The 18331-nt window shown below is 70.9% G+C and carries 20 protein-coding genes and 1 pseudogene; 15 read left to right on the top strand and 6 right to left on the bottom strand.

What is annotated here, in order from left to right; all coding sequences use genetic code 11:
- Positions 1 to 25: 25 nt before the first annotated feature.
- Positions 26 to 901 (bottom strand): AraC family transcriptional regulator, encoded by an 876-nt coding sequence (locus TR33_RS04320; protein ID WP_042281605.1) that lies wholly within the window; start codon positions 899 to 901, stop codon positions 26 to 28.
- Between the two features lie 177 nt (positions 902 to 1078).
- On the opposite strand from TR33_RS04320, the gene TR33_RS04325 reads away from it, so the two are divergent.
- Entirely contained in the window at positions 1079 to 2386 is a 1308-nt protein-coding gene (locus TR33_RS04325) for an MFS transporter (protein WP_042281607.1), read from the top strand.
- A gap of 171 nt (positions 2387 to 2557) precedes the next feature.
- Entirely contained in the window at positions 2558 to 3688 is a 1131-nt protein-coding gene (locus TR33_RS04330) for a baeRF2 domain-containing protein (RefSeq protein WP_017534845.1), read from the top strand.
- A 73-nt stretch (positions 3689 to 3761) separates the two neighbouring features.
- On the opposite strand, the gene TR33_RS04335 is transcribed toward TR33_RS04330, so the two are convergent.
- On the bottom strand, positions 3762 to 4121 hold the full coding sequence (locus TR33_RS04335) for a VOC family protein (protein ID WP_017534844.1): 360 nt from the start codon (positions 4119 to 4121) through the stop codon (positions 3762 to 3764).
- A 160-nt stretch (positions 4122 to 4281) separates the two neighbouring features.
- Here TR33_RS04335 and TR33_RS04340 point away from each other — a divergent pair, with 160 nt between their 5' ends.
- The 5 genes from TR33_RS04340 (at position 4282) to TR33_RS04360 (ending at position 9122) form a co-directional block, all read left to right on the top strand.
- Positions 4282 to 5199, top strand: coding sequence for an ATP-binding cassette domain-containing protein (locus TR33_RS04340; protein ID WP_042281609.1), 918 nt, complete (start codon positions 4282 to 4284; stop codon positions 5197 to 5199).
- A complete protein-coding gene (locus tag TR33_RS04345) occupies positions 5196 to 6002 on the top strand; it encodes an ABC transporter permease (RefSeq protein ID WP_042281611.1) in 807 nt (268 codons plus the stop codon). Before TR33_RS04340 ends, TR33_RS04345 begins: the two co-directional genes overlap by 4 nt.
- A gap of 15 nt (positions 6003 to 6017) precedes the next feature.
- Positions 6018 to 7280, top strand: a complete 1263-nt coding sequence (locus TR33_RS04350) for a sensor histidine kinase (RefSeq protein ID WP_042281613.1) — start codon at positions 6018 to 6020, stop codon at positions 7278 to 7280.
- Positions 7268 to 7912, top strand: a complete 645-nt coding sequence (locus TR33_RS04355) for a response regulator transcription factor (protein ID WP_042281614.1) — start codon at positions 7268 to 7270, stop codon at positions 7910 to 7912. Before TR33_RS04350 ends, TR33_RS04355 begins: the two co-directional genes overlap by 13 nt.
- 130 nt (positions 7913 to 8042) lie before the next feature.
- On the top strand, positions 8043 to 9122 hold the full coding sequence (locus TR33_RS04360) for a right-handed parallel beta-helix repeat-containing protein (protein WP_042281616.1): 1080 nt from the start codon (positions 8043 to 8045) through the stop codon (positions 9120 to 9122).
- Between the two features lie 82 nt (positions 9123 to 9204).
- Here the strand turns inward: TR33_RS04360 and TR33_RS04365 are convergent, their stop codons facing one another.
- The 3 genes from TR33_RS04365 to TR33_RS04375 form a co-directional block, all read right to left on the bottom strand.
- Positions 9205 to 10164 carry an exonuclease domain-containing protein gene (locus tag TR33_RS04365; RefSeq protein WP_042281618.1) on the bottom strand — a complete coding sequence of 320 codons (960 nt, stop codon included), beginning with the start codon at positions 10162 to 10164 and terminating at the stop codon, positions 9205 to 9207.
- A 135-nt stretch (positions 10165 to 10299) separates the two neighbouring features.
- Positions 10300 to 11187, bottom strand: coding sequence for an alpha/beta fold hydrolase (locus TR33_RS04370; protein WP_042281619.1), 888 nt, complete (start codon positions 11185 to 11187; stop codon positions 10300 to 10302).
- Positions 11184 to 11660 carry a GbsR/MarR family transcriptional regulator gene (locus TR33_RS04375; protein ID WP_017534836.1) on the bottom strand — a complete coding sequence of 159 codons (477 nt, stop codon included), beginning with the start codon at positions 11658 to 11660 and terminating at the stop codon, positions 11184 to 11186. Before TR33_RS04375 ends, TR33_RS04370 begins: the two co-directional genes overlap by 4 nt.
- A 143-nt stretch (positions 11661 to 11803) precedes the next feature.
- Here TR33_RS04375 and TR33_RS04380 point away from each other — a divergent pair, with 143 nt between their 5' ends.
- The 4 genes from TR33_RS04380 to TR33_RS04395 all read left to right on the top strand — a co-directional run bounded on the left by TR33_RS04380 (position 11804) and on the right by TR33_RS04395 (position 14938).
- A complete protein-coding gene (locus TR33_RS04380; RefSeq protein ID WP_042281620.1) occupies positions 11804 to 12736 on the top strand; it encodes a metal ABC transporter solute-binding protein, Zn/Mn family in 933 nt (310 codons plus the stop codon).
- A 40-nt stretch (positions 12737 to 12776) separates the two neighbouring features.
- The gene (locus TR33_RS04385) at positions 12777 to 13520 is read left to right on the top strand and encodes a metal ABC transporter ATP-binding protein (protein ID WP_042281622.1); all 744 of its coding nucleotides are present in this window, start codon (positions 12777 to 12779) and stop codon (positions 13518 to 13520) included.
- Positions 13508 to 14386 carry a metal ABC transporter permease gene (locus TR33_RS04390; protein WP_026125055.1) on the top strand — a complete coding sequence of 293 codons (879 nt, stop codon included), beginning with the start codon at positions 13508 to 13510 and terminating at the stop codon, positions 14384 to 14386. Before TR33_RS04385 ends, TR33_RS04390 begins: the two co-directional genes overlap by 13 nt.
- 123 nt (positions 14387 to 14509) lie before the next feature.
- Complete coding sequence (locus tag TR33_RS04395; RefSeq protein WP_042281623.1) at positions 14510 to 14938, top strand: hypothetical protein; 429 nt, start codon at positions 14510 to 14512, stop codon at positions 14936 to 14938.
- Positions 14939 to 14964: 26 nt separating this feature from the next.
- Here TR33_RS04395 and TR33_RS04400 read toward each other — a convergent pair whose 3' ends face one another.
- Positions 14965 to 15573: a TetR/AcrR family transcriptional regulator gene (locus TR33_RS04400; protein ID WP_234305750.1), complete on the bottom strand. Its 609-nt coding sequence runs from the start codon at positions 15571 to 15573 to the stop codon at positions 14965 to 14967.
- 114 nt (positions 15574 to 15687) lie between these two features.
- Here TR33_RS04400 and TR33_RS04405 point away from each other — a divergent pair, with 114 nt between their 5' ends.
- From TR33_RS04405 to TR33_RS04415, 4 genes and pseudogenes are all read left to right on the top strand, one after another.
- Positions 15688 to 16638 carry an NAD(P)-dependent alcohol dehydrogenase gene (locus TR33_RS04405; protein WP_042281627.1) on the top strand — a complete coding sequence of 317 codons (951 nt, stop codon included), beginning with the start codon at positions 15688 to 15690 and terminating at the stop codon, positions 16636 to 16638.
- A gap of 104 nt (positions 16639 to 16742) precedes the next feature.
- Positions 16743 to 17135, top strand: a pseudogene (locus tag TR33_RS27135) (metallophosphoesterase); the annotation flags it as partial.
- 58 nt (positions 17136 to 17193) lie between these two features.
- Positions 17194 to 17490, top strand: a complete 297-nt coding sequence (locus TR33_RS27140) for a metallophosphoesterase family protein (protein WP_234305763.1) — start codon at positions 17194 to 17196, stop codon at positions 17488 to 17490.
- A 67-nt stretch (positions 17491 to 17557) separates the two neighbouring features.
- Entirely contained in the window at positions 17558 to 18304 is a 747-nt protein-coding gene (locus TR33_RS04415; protein WP_017534831.1) for an SAM-dependent methyltransferase, read from the top strand.
- Positions 18305 to 18331: the final 27 nt, after the last annotated feature.

The following is an 18331-nucleotide window of genomic DNA, read 5'->3' on the forward strand; positions in this document are numbered from 1 at the left end:
TCGGCGTCTCCGCGAGAACGGATCATCAGGCGGTACGGCGCACCGGCATCCACAGCTCGCCCGAGGCCAGCCCCTCCTCATGTCCCTCGTACTCCACACGGAGCATGTCCGGCCCCTCCGCGTGCAGGTAGGCGGGGTTGGAGGGGAACCACTCCCCGAAGGCGTACGCCCAGATCCGCTGGATCTCCTCCGGGAAGGAGTACCTCTCGAAGGGGAAGACGGCCCAGGTGCCGGCGGGCACCTCCAGCGACTCCATCCCCTCGGGGACCTCGTCCGAGGACGTGGCGGCGGCCTGAAGGAAGTCGGTCTCCTCGGCCTCGCCTCCAGCGACCTTCACCTTGGACGTGACGCCCAGGATCCCGCGGGGCTCCTGGTCGGACAACGCGTCGATCCTCCGCCACGTGGCGTCGTCGATGCCCTTCACGAACGCGGTCATGGTCTCGTTCTCGCCCTCGCACACGATCGGCACGCGGGCTCCGGGACCGGTGAGGCGGAACGCCTCCTTCTCGACGATCCGATAACGCATGGTGGTGTTCCCTTCGACGGTGAGATGGAAGGTCAGACGGGACTGGGAGTCGAGCGCGGCCCCTTCACGTCGGGCCTGACCCGGGCCGACCCCGTGCATGGCGCGGAACGCCCGGGCGAAGGCCTCGGCCGATCCGTAGCCGTACCGGACCGCGATATCGAGAAGAGTCGCCTCGCCCCGGAGCACCTCGGCCCCGGCCAGCGTGAGCCGGCGCCTGCGCGCGTACTCCGAGATCGGCATCCCGGCCAGGACCGAGAACATCCTCTGGAAGTGGTGCTCGGAGACGAGCACAGTGCGCGCCATCGCGGCCACGTCCACCGGCTCGTCCAGGTTCCGTTCGACCCGCTCCAGCGCCTCGTTCAACCGATCCAGCATCCCGTTCTCCCCCTTCTTTCACCGACCACGTTAGGAAGGTCGCCCCGTCCCCGACCCGACCGTCGCCGGTCCTCTCCGGTCGGGTCGCCCCTTCCGCTCTCAGGAGAACGGACTGTCGCCGTGCCGCGCTCCGTGCCACTCTGTTGCGCGCCCCGTTCCCCCCTTACGGAAGGCGTCATGTCGCAGAGTTCGCCCCCCGCCACCGACCGCCCTCGCCCCGAACCCCTGGGAAGCGGCTTCCGCCGGCTTCTGGCCGCCCTGGGGCTGGGCAACCTCGGAGACGGTATCGCCGTGGTGGCGCTGCCCTGGTACGCCGCCACGATCACCGACGACCCCTTCATGGTGGCGCTGGTGGGGGCCGCCACCCGCCTGCCCTGGCTGCTGTTCGCCCTGCCGGCCGGGGTGCTGGGGGACCGAGTCGATCGGCGGCGGCTGATGATGGCGGCCGGCGGGATCAAGGCCTCGCTGTTGGCGGCCCTGGCCGCGCTCGCCTTCATGGGGCTGGGATCGATCCCGTCGCTGATCGTGTTCGCCCTGCTGGTGGGCGTGTGCGAGGTCTTCTTCGACAACACCGCCCAGTCGATGCTGCCCACGGTGGTGCCGCGTTCCCGGCTGGAGCGGGCCAACGGCCTCTTCCAGGGGGTCGAGCGGGTGCTGAACAAGTTCGTGGGCGCCCCGCTGGCCGGCGTGCTGCTGGCCGTCTCCACCGGGCTCGCCTTCGGCGTCCAGGCGCTACTGATCCTGGGCGCCGTGGCCATGCTGTTCGTCCTGCGCGGGAACTTCCGTGCCGGGGATCAGGAGACCTCGGAGGAGCCGCGCCCGGCCTCCTCGACGTGGTCGCGGTTGCGCGAGGGCGTCGTATGGATGTGGCGTCATCCGGTGATGCGACCGATGGCGCTGATCACCGGCCTGTCCAACCTGGGGGCCGCGCTGATGGCCTCGGTGATGGTGCTCTTCGTCCAGGACGTGCTGGGCGCGGGCCCGCAGGCCTACGGGCTGCTGATGACGGTCGCCGCGGTGGGCGCGGTCGCGGGGTCGGTGATGATCCCCTCCTTCGCGACCCGGATGAGCGTCTCCACCTCCCTGGTCCTGTCCCTGACGCTCATGGCCGTGGCCGCCCTGACGTTGGCCCTGCTGCGCAGCGTTCCGGCGTTCATGGTGTGCCAGCTCCTGATCGGGTTCGCCTCGATGTGGTGGAACATCACGGCGATCTCCCTGTTCGGGAGGGTGATCCCCGACCGGTTGCGCTCGCGCGTGTTCAGCGCGCACCGGACCCTGTCCTGGGGGATGCTGCCGCTGGGAATGCTGCTGGGCGGCGCCCTCGCCCGGTTCTCCGAGGGGCTCCTGGGACGGGAGTGGTCGCTGGCCCTGCCCTTCCTGAGCGCGGGCCTGCTGGAGACGGCGCTGGTCGGGATCACGGCGCTGGTGCTCACCCGGAGGGTCGTCGACGAGGCGTTGGCCCGCTCCGCCCCCGGCGCGGGGTGACCCCGCCCCAAGAAATCGGGCAATAAGGAAAAACCTGGAAATCATCGGGCAACATCCGTGTCTGATTGGACGTGGCGCCCTTCCCGATCCCACCATGGCCCTTCAGGATCGTCGGCAAGCCGACCCCGAGAAGGAGGTGGGCGGGGCGGGGGTAAACGCGCTCCGCAGACCATGGATCTTGCCTTTCTCCGACCCCTGTACGAAAGCGACACCCCGGTGGCCTCGGTCCACCTGGACACCAGTCGGGACACCACCGACGCCGACAAGAAGATCGAACTACGCTGGCGCCACCTGCGCGAGAAACTCGCGTCCCTGGGCACCGACGAGGCCACCCTCGACGTCCTGGAGGAGGCCATCGGCGAAGGCGAATCCCGTGCCTACGGCGACCACGGCCAGGCCCTGTACGCCTCCGAGGGCCGGCTCCTGGGCGCCCACACGCTCGCCGAACCTCCCCGCCAGGACCGGGCGGCCTTCCTCCCCGTACCGGACACCCTCCCCTTGGCCATCGACCGAGGGCGCCGCCTGCCCTACGTCCTCGTGGCCCTGGACCGGGTCAACGCCAAGGTGTACGCCTACGCAGGCCACCCCACGCGCACCCCGGTCCTGGAATCCTCGAACAAGGGCGAGGACCTCCAGAACCTCGACGGGGCCAGCCGCATCTACCCCGGCCAACGCGGAGACGCGGGCAAGCGCCGCGCCGACACCCACATCGGCCAGGAGACCTGGCGCGAGAACACCGCCCAGGTCGCCGAACTGGTCCGTGAGGCCGTGCGCACCGTCGACGCCGCCGTCATCATCGCCGGCGGCGACGACGAGGCCATCGCCTACCTGCGCGAGAACCTGGGCCCGCGCAGCCTGACCATCCCGATCAAGGTGGTGGCCGGCGGTCGAGGCGGGGTCGACGCCGAGGAACGGCTGCGCGAATCCGCCGAGGAGACCCTGCGCGAGCTCATCAGGGAGCGGCAGATCGAAGCGCTCTCCGACTACCAGCGCAAACTCGCCCACGACCAGGCCGTCGAAGGCACCACACCCGTCCTTCCGATGCTCTCCGAGGGACGGGTCGAGACCCTGCTGATAGGGGCCGAACGCGACGGCGAACCCGAACTGTGGGGCTCGTTCACCTCACCGACGCTGGTGGACACCTCGCCCAAGGGGCTGGACGACCCGAACGCCGCCTTCAAGGCGCCCGCCAGCGCCCTGATGCTGCGATCGGCGGTGCTCTCCGACGCCTCCTTCAGCGAGATGGTCGACCACGGCACCCCCACGAACGAGACGGGGGCCACGCTGCGCTTCCCCAAGTGACGGCACGCGTCCTCGCCTCGGTGCCCCGTCCCCGCCCGTGGGGGAACGGGGCACCTTCACGTCCGCCCGGCCCTCAGGCGTCCGCGTACACGCCCAACTCGTTCCCGCTCGGGTCGGCGAAGTGGAAACGCCGCCCGCCGGGAAAGGCGTAGGGGCCCTTCAGCACACGGCCGCCCGCGCGCTCCACGGCCTCCACCGTGCGATCCAGGTCCTCGGAGTAGAGCAGCACCAGAGGGCCACCGCCCCGCACCTCCCCACCCGGGTTCAACCCGCCCACCTCGGACTCGCCGTCGGGCGAGCGGATCCCCGCGTACATCGGTCCGTAGTCGTTGAACCGCCACCCGAAGGCCTCGGAATAGAAACGCTTGCACTCCTCCAGGTCGGTGACCGCAAGCTCCACGTAGTCGATGGTGTGGTGTCGTCGTCGGCTCATACACGGCATCGTCCCGGACCGGTCCGACAGAACGGAGGGCGACACCCCGCGCCGACCCTGCGGTCCACCCCACCCCGCCTCGACGGCCCACCTCATGGCCCCGCCGGCAGCCGATTCCCAGTATGGAAGGCGACACCTTCGCACCCATGACTGGACCGCCATGATCGCCCTGAGAGGCCTGACCAAACGCTACGGATCCGTCCTCGCGGTGGACTCCCTGGACCTGGAGGTCCACCCCGGACGGGTCACCGGCCTCCTGGGACCCAACGGAGCGGGCAAGAGCACGACCCTGCGCATGGTGCTGGGCCTGGACCACCCCACCGCCGGCCGGGCCCTGATCGGCGGTCGCCCCTACCGGGAACTGGAACACCCCCTGCGCACCGTGGGCGCGGTTCTGGACGCCAGGGCCGTGCACCCGGGCCGCAGCGCCCGCTCCCACCTGCGGGCCCTGGCCCGCAGCCACCACATCCCCGACCGGCGGGTGGAGGAGGTCCTGGCCATCGTGGGCCTCACCGAGGCGGCCGGCCGGCACGCCGGAGGCTTCTCGCTGGGGATGAGCCAACGCCTGGGGATCGCCTCGGCGCTGCTCGGCGACCCCGAACTGCTCATCTTCGACGAGCCCGTCAACGGTCTGGACCCCGACGGGGTCCGCTGGATCCGCGACCTGACCCGGTCCCTGGCCGAAGAGGGACGCACCGTCCTGCTCTCCAGCCACCTGATGAGCGAGATGCAGCTGACCGCCGACCACCTGGTCGTGATCGGTGAGGGCCGGCTCATCGCCGACGCGCCTTTGGACGAGGTCCTGGAGCACGGCCCCGGCACGGCGGTGAGGGTGCGCGCCCCGCACCCCGAGGACCTGGTCGCCGCGCTCCTGGCCGAAGGCGCCGGGGTCGAACGCCCGGCGCCCGGAGAACTCGTCGTCACCGAGACCTCCATCGAGCGTGTGGGCGAACTGGCCCACCGGGCCGGGGTCGCCCTGCACGAGCTCAGCACCCGCGGCGCCTCCCTCGAACAGGCCTACCACGAGCTCACCTCGAACAACGCCCACCACACCTTCTCGAACGGAGACCCGCTGTGACCCTCGCCCTTCGCCACCGCCCCCTGCTCGGAGCGGTGTCCGCCGAATGGGTCCGTCTCCGATCGGTACGCTCCACCTGGGCCGGACTGGCCACGGCCCTGGCCCTGACACTCCTGGTCGCCCCCGGAACGGCGCTGGCCCTGGCCACCAACATGGACAACGGGCTCGTCCCCACCGTCGAGATCCCCGCCTCCGAGGCGGCCCTCAACGCCATCGTGTGGGCGGCGCAGTTCGCGGTGGTCGGCGTCGCCGTCGTCTTCGTCACCGCCGAATACGTCAACAGGGCCGTCCACTTCTCCCTTCAGGCGGTACCGGTACGCCGTCGGCTGCTCGCGGCCAAGGCGATCGTGCTCTCGACGGTGGTGGCGGCGGCGGCCGTCGTCATGACCGTGGCGGGCACACTCCTGGCCCACGCCCTGCTGTCCCACCCTCTGCTCGGCGACCACGGCACCCTGAAGCTCTCCGACGCCGTACCCGATGTCCTGAGGGCGATCGTCCATCTGGTGACGATCGCCCTGATCGGCCTGGGATTCGGCGCCGCTCTGCGCTCCACCGCCACCGCCCTGGGCGCCGTGTTCCTCCTGATCCTCGGACTTCCCGCGATACTCGTGATGACGGGAGCGGACGTCCTGCTGCCCTACCTTCCCCTCGTCGGAGGCATCTCCCTGATGGACGGCGCCCTGATCATGGGGCCGCCGCCGGAGGCCACCGGCTCACCCCTGAGCGGTCTGGTGGTACTCATGTCCTGGGCGATCTGCGCCCTGACGGTCGGAACACTGGTGCTCGAACACCGCGACGCCTGAGAGGGAGGGGAGAACGTGTCGAAGGCCCCCGAGCCCCTCGCCCACCTGCTACGGCACACCACCGAGCGGTGGGGGAGGCGTCGACGCGAGTACGTCGGGGTGTTCGCCGGCCTGCCCGTCAGCCTCCTGACACCGCTGTGGGCCCTGGCCTGCGGAACGGTCCTCCTGGCCGGAACACTCCATCCCCCCTCCCGTACCCGGTCCCGGGAGACGGCGGCCCGCTGGACCCACCGGCTGAACGAACGGGACCTGGAACGGCTCTCCCGCTGGACGGGGATCACCGTCCGCTCCGAGGCCTCCGCGCGGCGAAGAGCGCTCCACCTCCTGCTCCGGCTGCCACTGCACCTGGTCTCGTTCTACGCGGTGTTCGCGTGGACGGGCCTGGCCGTGCTGTTGACCGCGGGCACCCTGTGGCAGACGGTCACCGGAAGCCGATCCGAGGTCCACCTCACCTGGCCCGGCGTACAGATCCTCAGCACCACCACCTCCATCGGGGCGGGGCTGATCCTGGGCCTGATGGTGCTGACGTGGTTCACCACCGCCCTGGTCGCGGCGGCCGAACGAGGGCTGGCCCGCGCCCTGCTCGGCCTCGACACCGAGATCCTCCTCCACCGCAGGATCGACGAACTCACCCGCACCCGCGCGGGCGCGGTACAGGCCGTGGACGAGGAACGTCGACGTATCGAACGCGACCTGCACGACGGGGTCCAACAACAGGTCGTGGCCCTGGCCATGCTGTTGGGAAGAGCCCAACGGGCCCAGGATCCGCAGCGCTCGCGTGAGCTGGTCCGCCAGGCCCACACCGAATCGCGGATCCTCCTGGACGAGCTGCGCGAGGTGGCCTGGCGCGTCTACCCCGCCACCCTGGACGCCCTGGGGCTGGAGGCGGCCCTGGCCGAGGCCGCCGGACGAAGCCCCCTGCCCGTCACCCTCCGCGCCGAACCCTCCCGGCCGCTACCGGACGACGTGGCCACCGCCGTCTACTTCGTGGCCCGCGAGGCCCTGACCAACGCCGCCAAACACTCCGGAGCGGACGGGATCATCCTGGACCTGAACACCACGGAGGAACGGGTCGAACTGGTGGTCTCCGACGACGGCCGCGGCGGCGCCGACCCCGAAGGCGGTGGACTGACCGGACTGGCCCGCCGGGTCGCCGCCTTCGACGGCGTCCTCACCGTGAACAGCCCTCCCGGCGGTCCCACGACCGTACGCGCCGTCCTGCCCCTGGGGCATCGCGACCCTTCCACGAGAACACGGAGCTCCACATGCGTCTGGTGATCGCCGAGGATTCGGTCCTGCTCAGAGAGGGCCTGGTCCGGTTGCTGGAGGAGGAGGGACATCGGGTGGTCGCCGCCGTCGGCGACGCCGAGGCCCTACTGGCCCGCGTGGACGAACACACCCCCGACGCCGTCGTGGTGGACGTACGAATGCCGCCCACCCACACCGACGAGGGGCTGCGCGCCGCGCTGCGCCTACGGACCGACCACCCGGACGTGGCGGTACTGGTGCTGTCGCAGTACGTGGAACGGCGCTACGCGGTCGAACTGCTCACCGGAGCGCCCGAAGGCGTCGGCTACCTGCTCAAGGATCGGGTCGCGCAGGTGGAGGAGTTCCTGGAGGCGCTGGAACGGGTGTCCCGGGGAGGAGCGGCCTTCGACCCGGAGGTGGTGCGCCGCCTCCTGGCCGGCACCACCCGCACCGACCCGTTGGCGCGCCTGACCCCGCGCGAACGCGACGTCCTGGAGCACATGGCCCAAGGGCTGAGCAACACCGCCATCTCCGAACGGCTGTACGTGTCGCTGAGCGCGGTGGAGAAGCACATCAACGCGATCTTCGACAAGTTCGACCTGGCGCGCACCCACGAGTACAGCCGCCGTGTCCTGGCGGTCCTGCGATTCCTGGGCGACTGAGCCCCACCCGCTCCGTGCACGGTCGGGCGCGGACGGTGAACGGGATCCTTGATCGCGGCGGAACGTCGATCTAGTGTCGGGGCACCGTCCCGCCCCGGCGGGAGCCCGCCCCCCTGACACGGAGGTCATCGTGTCCATCCCCCGAGGAACCCTCCCGACCACGGCGGCCGTCGGCGCGGCCGCCCTGTTCCTATCGGCGATCCCCGCACTCGCCGACCCTCTGCCCGACCCCTCCGGATCACCGATCCGCGACGGGGCGCGGATCCCGGTCTCCGACGGCCCCGCCCTGGAGGAGGCCCTGGCCCAGGCGCGGCCGGGGGACACCATCGAACTGGACGGCGGCACCTACAGCGGTGCCTTCGTGATCACCACCGCCGGGACCGCCGACGCCCCCATCACCCTCACCGGCCCCTCCGACGCCGTCCTGGTCAATGACGAGACCCCTTCCGGCAGCGGCTGCCCCACCCCCGAGACCCACGCCGGCGGCTACGGCCTCTGGTTCTACGAGGCCGACCACTGGAACGTGGAGGGCGTCACCGTCGCCGACTCCAAGAAGGGCATCGTCATCGACCGCTCCGACGACGTGCACCTGAGCGGCATCGAGGTGCGTGACATCGAGGACGAGGGCGTGCACTTTCGCAGCTCCAGCTCCGACGGTTCGATCCGCGACTCCCGCATCCGCGACACCGGACTGGTCCAGCCCGGCTTCGGCGAGGGCGTCTACCTGGGGTCGGCCGTCAGCAACTGGGGCTGCTACGGAACCGACGACGGCGTGGACCGCAGCGATCGCATCGAGGTCACCGGCAACCACTTCGGCCCCTACGTGCGCGGAGAGCACATCGACGTCAAGGAGGGCACCTCCGACGGTCTGATCGCCGACAACACCTTCGACGGCCAGGGCATCTCCGGGCAGAACTTCGCCGACAGTTGGGTGGACGTCAAGGGCAACGGCTATCTCTTCGAAGGCAACGTCGGCACCTTCACCGCACCCGGGGTGTTCGCCCACGGCTACACCAGCACCCAACAGGTGGACGGCCAGGGCTGCGGCAACGTCTTCCGCGACAACCACTCCGACCTGGGCGGTGTCGGAGGCTTCGCGATCGTCCTGTGGAGCCAGTCCGACTGCGCGGACGACCCCAACATCGTCTACGAGAGCAACACCGTCGACAACGCGAGCCGAGGCCTGACCAACATCGACGTCACCCCTTGACCCCCACCACGGGTCGGGGCCGTGCCGTCCTCTCCGCGGCACGGCCCCGACCCCCTCACCAGGACGTCTCCGACCGAGGCTCTCAGGCCGAGGTCAGCCCCAGCCGGGTCAGCAGCTCACGTCCATCGATGATGTCGATGCGCTGGCCCTTGGCGATGTAGGTCTCGGCCTGCCGGTGCTTGGAGGTCTTGCCACCGTGGTCGCTGGAGCCCACCACGAGCACGTCGGTCTTCTTCGTGACGTTCTTGGCCGGTCGTCCACCCGCCTCGGCGACGCGCTCCCACACCTCGGTCTTGTCCATCCCGGCCACGTCGCCCGACACGCACACGGTGCGCCCGAACAGGGGGCCGTTCGGGTCGGCGTCGGGGGAGGGCTCGGGCAGCGGGGTCTGGGCGGCCCGCTGCCACCGTTCGAACCGGCCCTCTCCGACCGTGCTCGTCGGCGGAACCGCGACCGCCGCCGAACCCGCCGAGAATCGTTCGGTCCGACGCCCGGGAAGACCGGCGGCGCGCAGCGCCTCGGGCAGGGAGGTGGTGCCGTAGCGCTCCATCGCGGCGATCATGATCCGCGCGGCGGCCTCGGCGTCGTCCTCGGCCCGGTGATGGTGGGCGATGTCATGGCCGATGTGCGCGCACACCGTGGGCAGCCGATGGTCGGGCAGATCCCAGGTGCGCCGGGACATCGCCAGGGTGCAGGCGTACTCCAGGGCCGGTAGGTCATGGCCGATGTGGGCGCTGGCCTGACGCAGCGCGCCCATGTCGAAGGCCGCGTTGTGCGCGACCAGGGGGCCGCCGCCGGAGAAGTCCAGGATCCGTTCCAGGACCGGTTCCCAGGTGGGCGCCTCGCGTACGTCGTCGGCGGTGAGCCCGTGGACGGCGGTGTTGTGCCGGGAGAAGAACGCCGCAGGGCCGGGCGGCCGGATGAGGGTGCCGAACCGGTCCACCACCCGCCCGTCGCTCACCCGCACCAACCCCACCGCGCAGACGCTGCCACGGTCCTGATTGGCGGTCTCGAAGTCGATCGCGGTCCAGGTGTGCGACACCCGTGCCTCCCTTACGGTCCCGTCCGAACGGATCGAGCCTACCCACGGGCGCCCACCGGGACGACCCGAAGCCGAGAAGAGCCCGCCGAAGCGCCCGGCCGGGGCCGTCCTCCCGGGGCGGGCGCTTCGGGGTCCTCAGGGGGCGGGCTCGGTGAGGAAGTCGCGCACCAGGCGCCCCACCCTTTCGGGGGACTGGCGGCCGAGCCAGTGACCGTGTCCCGCCAGCAGTTCCAGGCGGGCGTGGGGGACCGCCTTGGCGGCGGCGATGGTGCGGGCCGGGGGCACGCCCACGTCCTTGGCCCCTTGGAGGAACAGCGCCGGGCAGGTGATCTCGCGCAGGCGCGGCCGCAGGTCCACGTTCATGCGCCAGGGGCCGATGGAGGTGTTCTGCCAGTCGGAGGCGGAGGCGCCGTTGACCTCCATCTCGGCCATGACCTCGTCGATGACCTGGTCGAAGTCGGCGACGGGGCCGGCGAACAGGCTCCGCCGGACGAAGGCCTCGACCTTGCGCCGGTCGCCGATCATCATCCCCGGCAGGCTGGATCCCAGCAGGGTGCTGCGCGCCATCAGCCACAGGGCCTGGTGCACCACCGGTGGGAACTCCAGGATGCCGGCGGGGCACATCGCCACCAGGCGTTCCACCCGGTCGGGGTGTTCGATGGCGGTGTCCAGGGTCATCGCCCCACCCTGGGAGAGCCCCACGACACGGGCCGGTCCGGAGGCGAAGCGGTCCAGGACCGCCAGGACGCAGCGGCGCAGCGTCGCGTGGTCGGCGATCCCCTCCCAGGGGATGCTCCTGCCCTGTTTGGGCCAGTCGAGGGCGATGACCCGGTGGTCCCGGGCCAGGTCGGGGATGAGGTGGCGCCAGCTCAGGGTGGCGCTGTCCACCCCGCCGCCGCTGAGCAGCAGCACCGGCGGAGCCTGTTCGGGGCCCTCGACGATCACGCTCAGGTCGCCCTCGGGCATCGAGACCCGTTCGCGGTGGAAGACACGGTCTCGGGGGTCGGTCGTGTTCTCGTTCACGGGGTGTCCTCCTCGTCTCTTTCCCGCCAGCGTCGGAGCATGGCGGGCAGTTCCCTCTCCAGGAACCCGTAGAGCTCGTGGACGCCGGCCAGACGTTCGCGCCGTTCGGGGGAGGCGTCCTCCAGAGCCGCCAGCCCTCGTTCGGTGACCCGGCGAAAGCTCGTGGCCAACGCGTAGCGGCGCTCCAGCATCCGGCTCCAGCCGTCGTCGGCGATGCGGAAGTACTCCTGGCGGTGGCCGCGCTTGCGTACGCCCTCGACCAGGCCGCTGGGGGTGAGCATGCGGGTGGCGGTGCCGATGGAGCTGCGGCTGACCTGGAGTACCTCGGCGAGCCGGGCGGCGCTCTGTTCGGGCGGGTCGCTGATCAGGAGCCATCCGATGACACGGCCTGCGATCAGGGGCAGCCCTTCGTCCTCGAAGAACACCGCGACCTCGTCGACGAAGGCCAGTTCCCTCTCTGTGGGTTCGCTCATGCGACCACATTACAGTCATTGCAGTTATGACTGCAATGACTGTAATTACTGCAAAGATCGCCATGCGCCCCAAGAGCACACTCCGCCTCAGCGGATCACTAGCGACGTGTGTGGGTTCGCCACGACTGTGGTAAAAGTTAGGCGTGCCGAACTTTAGAGATGGGTTGTCTTCAAAAGCCTGGTCGGTCATGTTCTGTGCCGGTATGTCAGCACTTGTACTCAGCTCCTGCACCACGACCCCACCCGAGCGCCCGGGGGATCGTCCCCTCGTGCTCACCACGTTCACGGTCCTGGCCGACATGACCGAGAACGTCGCCGCCGACCGCGTCGACGTGGCCTCCCTGACCCGCCCCGGCGCCGAGATCCACGGCTACGAACCCACCCCCGACGACCTGGTCCGCGGCCGCGACGCCGACCTGATCCTGGAGAACGGCCTGGGGCTGGAGACCTGGTTCGCCCAGTTCACCGAACGCGTCCAGGCCCCCACCGCCGTACTCGCCGACGGCGTCGAGACCATCCCCGTCACCTCCGGCGGCTACGAGGGCGAACCCAACCCCCACGCCTGGATGTCACCCGCCAACGCCCCGATCTACATCGACAACATCCGCGACGCCCTCACCGAACTCGACCCCGAGGGCGCCGACGAGTTCGCCGAGGCCGCCGAGGCCTACAAGGCCGAGATCGCCGAGGTCGCCGACTACCTGGACACCGAACTCGCCGAGGTCCCCTCCTCCTCCCGGGCCCTGGTCACCTGCGAGGGGGCCTTCTCCTACCTGGCCCGCGACGCCGACCTCACCGAGAGGTACCTGTGGCCGGTCAATGCCGAACGCGAGGGCACCCCCCGCCAGATCGCCGCCGTCGCGGACTTCGTCCGGGACAACGACGTCCCCACCGTGTTCTGCGAGAGCACCGTCAACGACAGCGCCCAACGCTCGGTGATACGCGAGACCGGCGCCCGCATGGGGGAGACGCTCTACGTCGACTCGCTCTCCACCGCCGACGGCCCCGTCCCCACCTACCTCGACCTGCTCCGCCACGACGCCGAGGCCATCGTCGACGGCCTCACCGGAACATGAGACCGCACACCACGAGCGCTTTCGAGGAAGGGAGGCGTCCATGACGGCCGCCATCGAGGTCGACGACGTCACCGTCCACTACGGCGACGTCCTGGCCCTGGACCGGGTGAGCCTGTCCCTGGAGCCCGGACGGATCTGCGGGCTGCTCGGCATGAACGGATCGGGCAAGTCCACCCTGTTCAAGACCGTGTTGGGCCTGGTGCCCGCCGACCGGGGGCGGGTACGCGTCCTGGGCAGGGACGGTCTGGCCGCCCGCCGAGCGGGGCTCGTCGGCTACGTGCCCCAGTCCGAACAGGTCGACTGGGCCTTCCCCGTCCGGGTGCGCGACGTGGTCATGATGGGCCGCTACGGACACATGGGCGGCCGCCGCCGCGCCCGCGCCGCCGACCGTGAGGCGGTCGAGCGGGCCCTGGCCCGCACCGACCTGACCGACCTGGCCGACCGCCAGATCGGGGCCCTGTCCGGCGGGCAGCGCAAACGCGCCTTCGTGGCCCGCGCCATCGCCCAGAACGCCGACGTGCTCCTGCTGGACGAACCCTTCGCCGGGGTGGACAAGCGCTCCGAGGCCACCATCGTCGAACTGCTCCTGGAGCTGCGCCGGGCCGGACGCACCCTGCTGGTGTCCACCCACGACCTGGCCCAGGTGCCCACCCTGTGCGACGAGGCGATCCTGCTTCAGCGCCGCGTCATCGCCCACGGGCCGCCGGAGAAGGTACTCGAACCGGACACGCTGCTGGAGGCGTTCGGTATGCATCCCGGAGAGGAGAACTCGTGGACGCGTTGATCGGGTTCGTGGAGTGGTTCACGGTGCCGTTGCAGTTCGAGTTCGTCCAGCGGGCCCTGCTGGTGAGCGTGGTCGCCGGGGTGGTCTGCGCCGTCCTGTCCTGCTGGATGACGCTGGTGGGCTGGTCGCTGATGGGCGACGCGGTCTCCCACGCCGTCCTGCCCGGGGTGGTGCTGTCCTTCATGTTCGGGCTGCCCTTCGCCTTGGGCGCCCTGGTGTTCGGCGCCGGTTCGGTGGCGCTGATCGGGGTGGTCAACCGCACCTCCCGGGTCAAGGAGGACGCGGTGATCGGCGTGGTCTTCACCGCCATGTTCGCCCTGGGGCTGGTGATGATCTCCCGCGTGCCCAGCCAGACCGATCTGGGCCACATCCTGTTCGGCAACGTCCTGGGCGTGTCCGACTCCGACATCGTGCAGGTGTTGCTGTTGGCCGCCGTGGTCCTGGCGGTGGTCTGGTACAAGCACCGCGACCTGACCATGTACGCCTTCGACCCCGTGCACGCCCACGCCATCGGCGTCAACCCGCGCCTGCTGGAGACCCTGCTCCTGGGGCTGCTGTCGGTGACCGTGGTGGTCGCCCTCCAGGCGGTGGGCATCATCCTGGTGGTGGCCATGGTGATCGTTCCGGGCGCCACCGCCTACCTGCTCACCGACCGTTTCGAGAGGATGCTGCTCATCTCCGCCGCCGTGGCGGTGCTCGCCGCGATCGTGGGCGTCCTGGGCAGCTTCCACCTGAACGCCTCCACCGGTGGCTGCATCGTTCTCGCCCAGACCTGCGCCTTCGCCCTGGCCTACCTGTTCTCGCCCCGCCACGGCCTCCTGCGACGTGGACGGGCACGGCGAAGCCCGGCCCGTGTCGAGGGCTGAGAGTCGAAACGACCACCCTCGCGGCCCGCCCCGACCATCGGGGCGGGCCGCTCGTCATCGATTGAACAAAATGTTCAACATATTTCATTGACAACCATCCGTGAACAACACATAGTTGACGCCATGAGCACCGAACCGGACCCCTTCACCCGACCCGACCCCGAACAGGCCCGACGCGCCCGCGCCTACGAGGCCCTGTTCCGCATCACCGAACGCCACGCCACCGGCACCGACCGCGCCCGCTGGGAGGAACGGCGCATGCCCATGGCCCCGCACGACGCCGTCCGCCGCATCGCCGACCTGGCCGCCGGCAGCGCCCTTCCCGACGAAGGCGCGCCGGCCGTCGACCAGGCCGACCTGACCGCCGCGCTGACCCTGGTACCCCTGGCCCGCGCGGAGTTCGACCAGATGGAATCGGGCCTTCTCACCATGGCCAGGGGACGCGAGATGACCTGGCAGGAGATCGCCTTCGGCCTCGGACTGGGCACCGCCCAGGCCGCCCGCCAGCGTCACGAACGCCTCCAGGCACGAGGCGAGGACGAACGACCCTGACCCCGGCCCGGACGCACCGCCCCCGGTCAGCCCGTACCGCGGAACGACCTCAGAAAGTGCGTCACCACCCGCTGGGCCGCCCGCTCGGCCCGCTCCTCGTCCGACTCGACGGCCACCACCGCCGCCACCGAGATCATGACCAGACGTAGATCCTCGGCACCGACCGCCGCCGAGATCCCTCCCGTCTCCCTCGCGTCCGCCAGCAGCCGGCACAGCCCCCGATGGACCCGCTCCTCCAACTCCCGCGCCCGCTCGGGAAAGAGCTCCCGATGGTCCGGGGAACACGCGCGCGTGGCGACCGTCTCGGAGGCGACGAGCCGCAGCGCCCGCTCCAGAGCCACCTCGGCCGGAAACCCGCGCGCCAGCACCTCCCATCGTTCGTCCCACTCCCCGGCGACCTGTTCGGCCAGATCCGCGACGATCGCGTCACGACCGGAGAAACGCCGATGGACCGTGGCGGTGGAGACCCCGGCCCGATGGGCCACGTTCCGCACCGTCGCCTCCAGCCCCCGCTCACGAAAGACCTCCCGCGCCGCCCTCAGCACACCGAGCCGGTTACGCCGGGCGTCCCGCCGAAGCCCCCCAGGCTCGGAATCGGACCGGAACCGCGCGTCCTCGACCACTTCTCGTCTCACTTGTCCTCCATCGGGATGGCCCGCCGGCGGGGCACGGGTTACCCCCATCGACACCGGCGACCACCGGCGAGAACCCACGAACACGGCGGGGACTTCCCCGCACCAGGAGGAACCATGCGCGCGGTTCGCTACGACCGCTACGGAGGACCCGAGGTCCTCACCATCGTCGACGGACTCCCCACGCCCCCGGTGGGCGAGACCGACGTGCGGGTCCGGGTGAGCGCCGCCGCCGTCGGCGGCGGTGAGATCCCCATCCGCGCCGGACGGCTGCGCCACGTCCTACGCCAACGCCTCCCCGTCGGGACGGGCGTCGACTTCGTGGGAACCGTCGAACGCACGGGGACGGCCGTCACCCGGGCGAACGTCGGCGACCACGTGTGGGGGGTGATGCCGCACGGCACCTTCGGCTCCATAGCCGAGACGATCGTCGTCCCCCAGGAACGCGTCGCCCCGGCCCCGCGCACGCTCTCGCCCCACGAGGCCGCCGCGCTCCCCGCCTCGGGCACCACGGCCCTGCACGCCCTGACCCGCCGGATCCGTCTTCGACCGGGACAGCGGCTCCTGATCCGCGGAGCCGCCGGGGGAGTGGGCGTGGTGGCGGTGCAACTCGGCGCCTCCCTGGGCGCGCACGTCACCGCCCTGGCCGGCGCCGACCACCTCTCCCGACTGAGGGAACTGGGCGCCTCCGAGGCCTTCGACCACCGCCGGACACCCCTCCACGACCTGGGGCGCTTCGACGCGATCGTCGACCTGGTCGGCACCCACCTGCCCGCGCTCCGCGCCCGGCTCGTCCCCGGCGGCACGCTGTTCCCGCTCGCGCTGGACCCGAGCCGACCGATCCGATCGGCCCTGTGGGTGGTGGCGGGCCACCTCCACCGGCGCACCCGTCTGGGCGCGTTCAGCAACGACCCCACCCCGCGAGAGCTGGAGGAGCTCACCTCCCTGGTCGAACAGGGGACGATCGTGCCGGTGATCGACACGGTCCTGGGCGTGGACGACATCGTCCACGCCCACCGTAGGCTCGAACGCGGCGGAGTCCGAGGCAAGGTCGTCGTGACCCTCTGAGCCCCTTCCGACGCCGCACACGCCTCCGACCCCCGGTCGATCCGGCCCCGCCGGGTCGACCGGGCCCTCCCGCCACGACCCCACCCCCGGGAGAAAGCGAAGCCTTGAGCGCTCTGATCGCCCACATCAGCGACCTGCACCTGGACGGAACCGAGGAGACCACCCGACGCGCCACCCGCACCGTCGACCACCTGCGGTCCCTGCACCGGAGCCCGGATCTGCTCGTGGTCAGCGGCGACATCGCCGACCATGGCGCCCCCGAGGAGTACGAGCAGGCCGCCGCCCTGCTCGACCTGCCCTTCCCCGTCCTGGTCTGCCCCGGCAACCACGACGACCGGGCGGCCCTGCGCTCCGGTCTCCTGGGACAGGACCCCTCCGACGGCCCGGTCGACACCGAACACCGCGGTACCGGCTTCACCGTCCTGGCCTGCGACACCTCCATCCCCGGGCGCGACGACGGACACCTGGGGACCGAGACCCTGGAGCGCGTGCGCCGCACCCTCGACGAACTCCCCGAGGACATCCCGGTCCTCCTGGCCATGCACCACCCCCCCGGTGCGCCTGCACCACCCGCTCCCCGACAGGTTGGCGCTCGACAACGTCGAGGACCTGGTCGCCCTGCTGGAGGAGTATCCGCGTGTCGTCGGCGTCCTGGCCGGGCACGCCCACACCGGGGCCGCCGCCACTCTGGCCGGCCGCCCCGTCCTGGTGGCCCCCGGCGTCACCTCCACGCTGAGCATGCCCTGGGAGACCGAGGAGGCGCGCGCCGTGCGCACTCGGCCGCCCGGGATCGCCTTCCACGTCCTGGCCGAGGACGCCTCCCTGACCACGCACTTTCGCTCCGTGCCCTGACCTGAACGCCCACGACCGACCACCGATCGGCCCCGCGCCCGCCGGAACCGACGACAAGGAGGCCACCATGGACCTTCCCCGCATCTTCACCATCCGCGAGAGCGAACATCGCATCCACAACCCGTTCACCCCGGACAAGCTCGCCGCCCTGGGCCGTTCGCTCCGCCTGCCCGCCGGAACACGGGTGCTCGACCTGGCCGGTGGCTCGGGAGAGATGCTGTGCACCTGGGCCCGCGACCTGGGCTTCACCGGTACCGGGGTGGACATCAGCACCCTGTTCACCGAACAGGCGCGGGCCCGAGCCGTCGAACTCGACGTCGCCGACCGGGTGGAGTTCGTCCACGGCGACGCCGCCGGCCACGTCTCCGACACCCCGGTCGACCTGGCCGCCTGCGTCGGCGCCACCTGGATCGGCGGCGGTGTGGCCGGCACGGTCGAGCTGCTCCAACGCAGTCTGCGCCCCGGAGGCCTGATGCTGATCGGCGAACCCTACTGGCGGCTGACCCCGCCGGACGAGGAGACCGCCAAGGCCTGCCACGCCACCGGCCCGGACGACTTCCTGTCGCTGCCCGGACTGATCGAATCGTTCGGCGACCTCGGCTACGACGTCGTGGAGATGACCCTGGCCGACCAGGACAGCTGGGACCGCTACAGCGCCGCCCAATGGCTCACCATGCGCCGCTGGCTCGACGAGAATCCCGAAGACGAGATGGCCGCCCAGGTGCGGGAGGAACTGACCACCGAACCCGCGCGCTATACGCGTTACACGCGCGAATACCTGGGGTGGGGGGTCTTCGCCCTGATGCGGCGCTGACCCTCGACCGTGCTCGGAACACGTTGC

Origin of the sequence: Nocardiopsis alba (assembly GCF_000710955.1) — a bacterium.
GTDB classification, from domain to species: Bacteria; Actinomycetota; Actinomycetes; order Streptosporangiales; family Streptosporangiaceae; genus Nocardiopsis; species Nocardiopsis alba.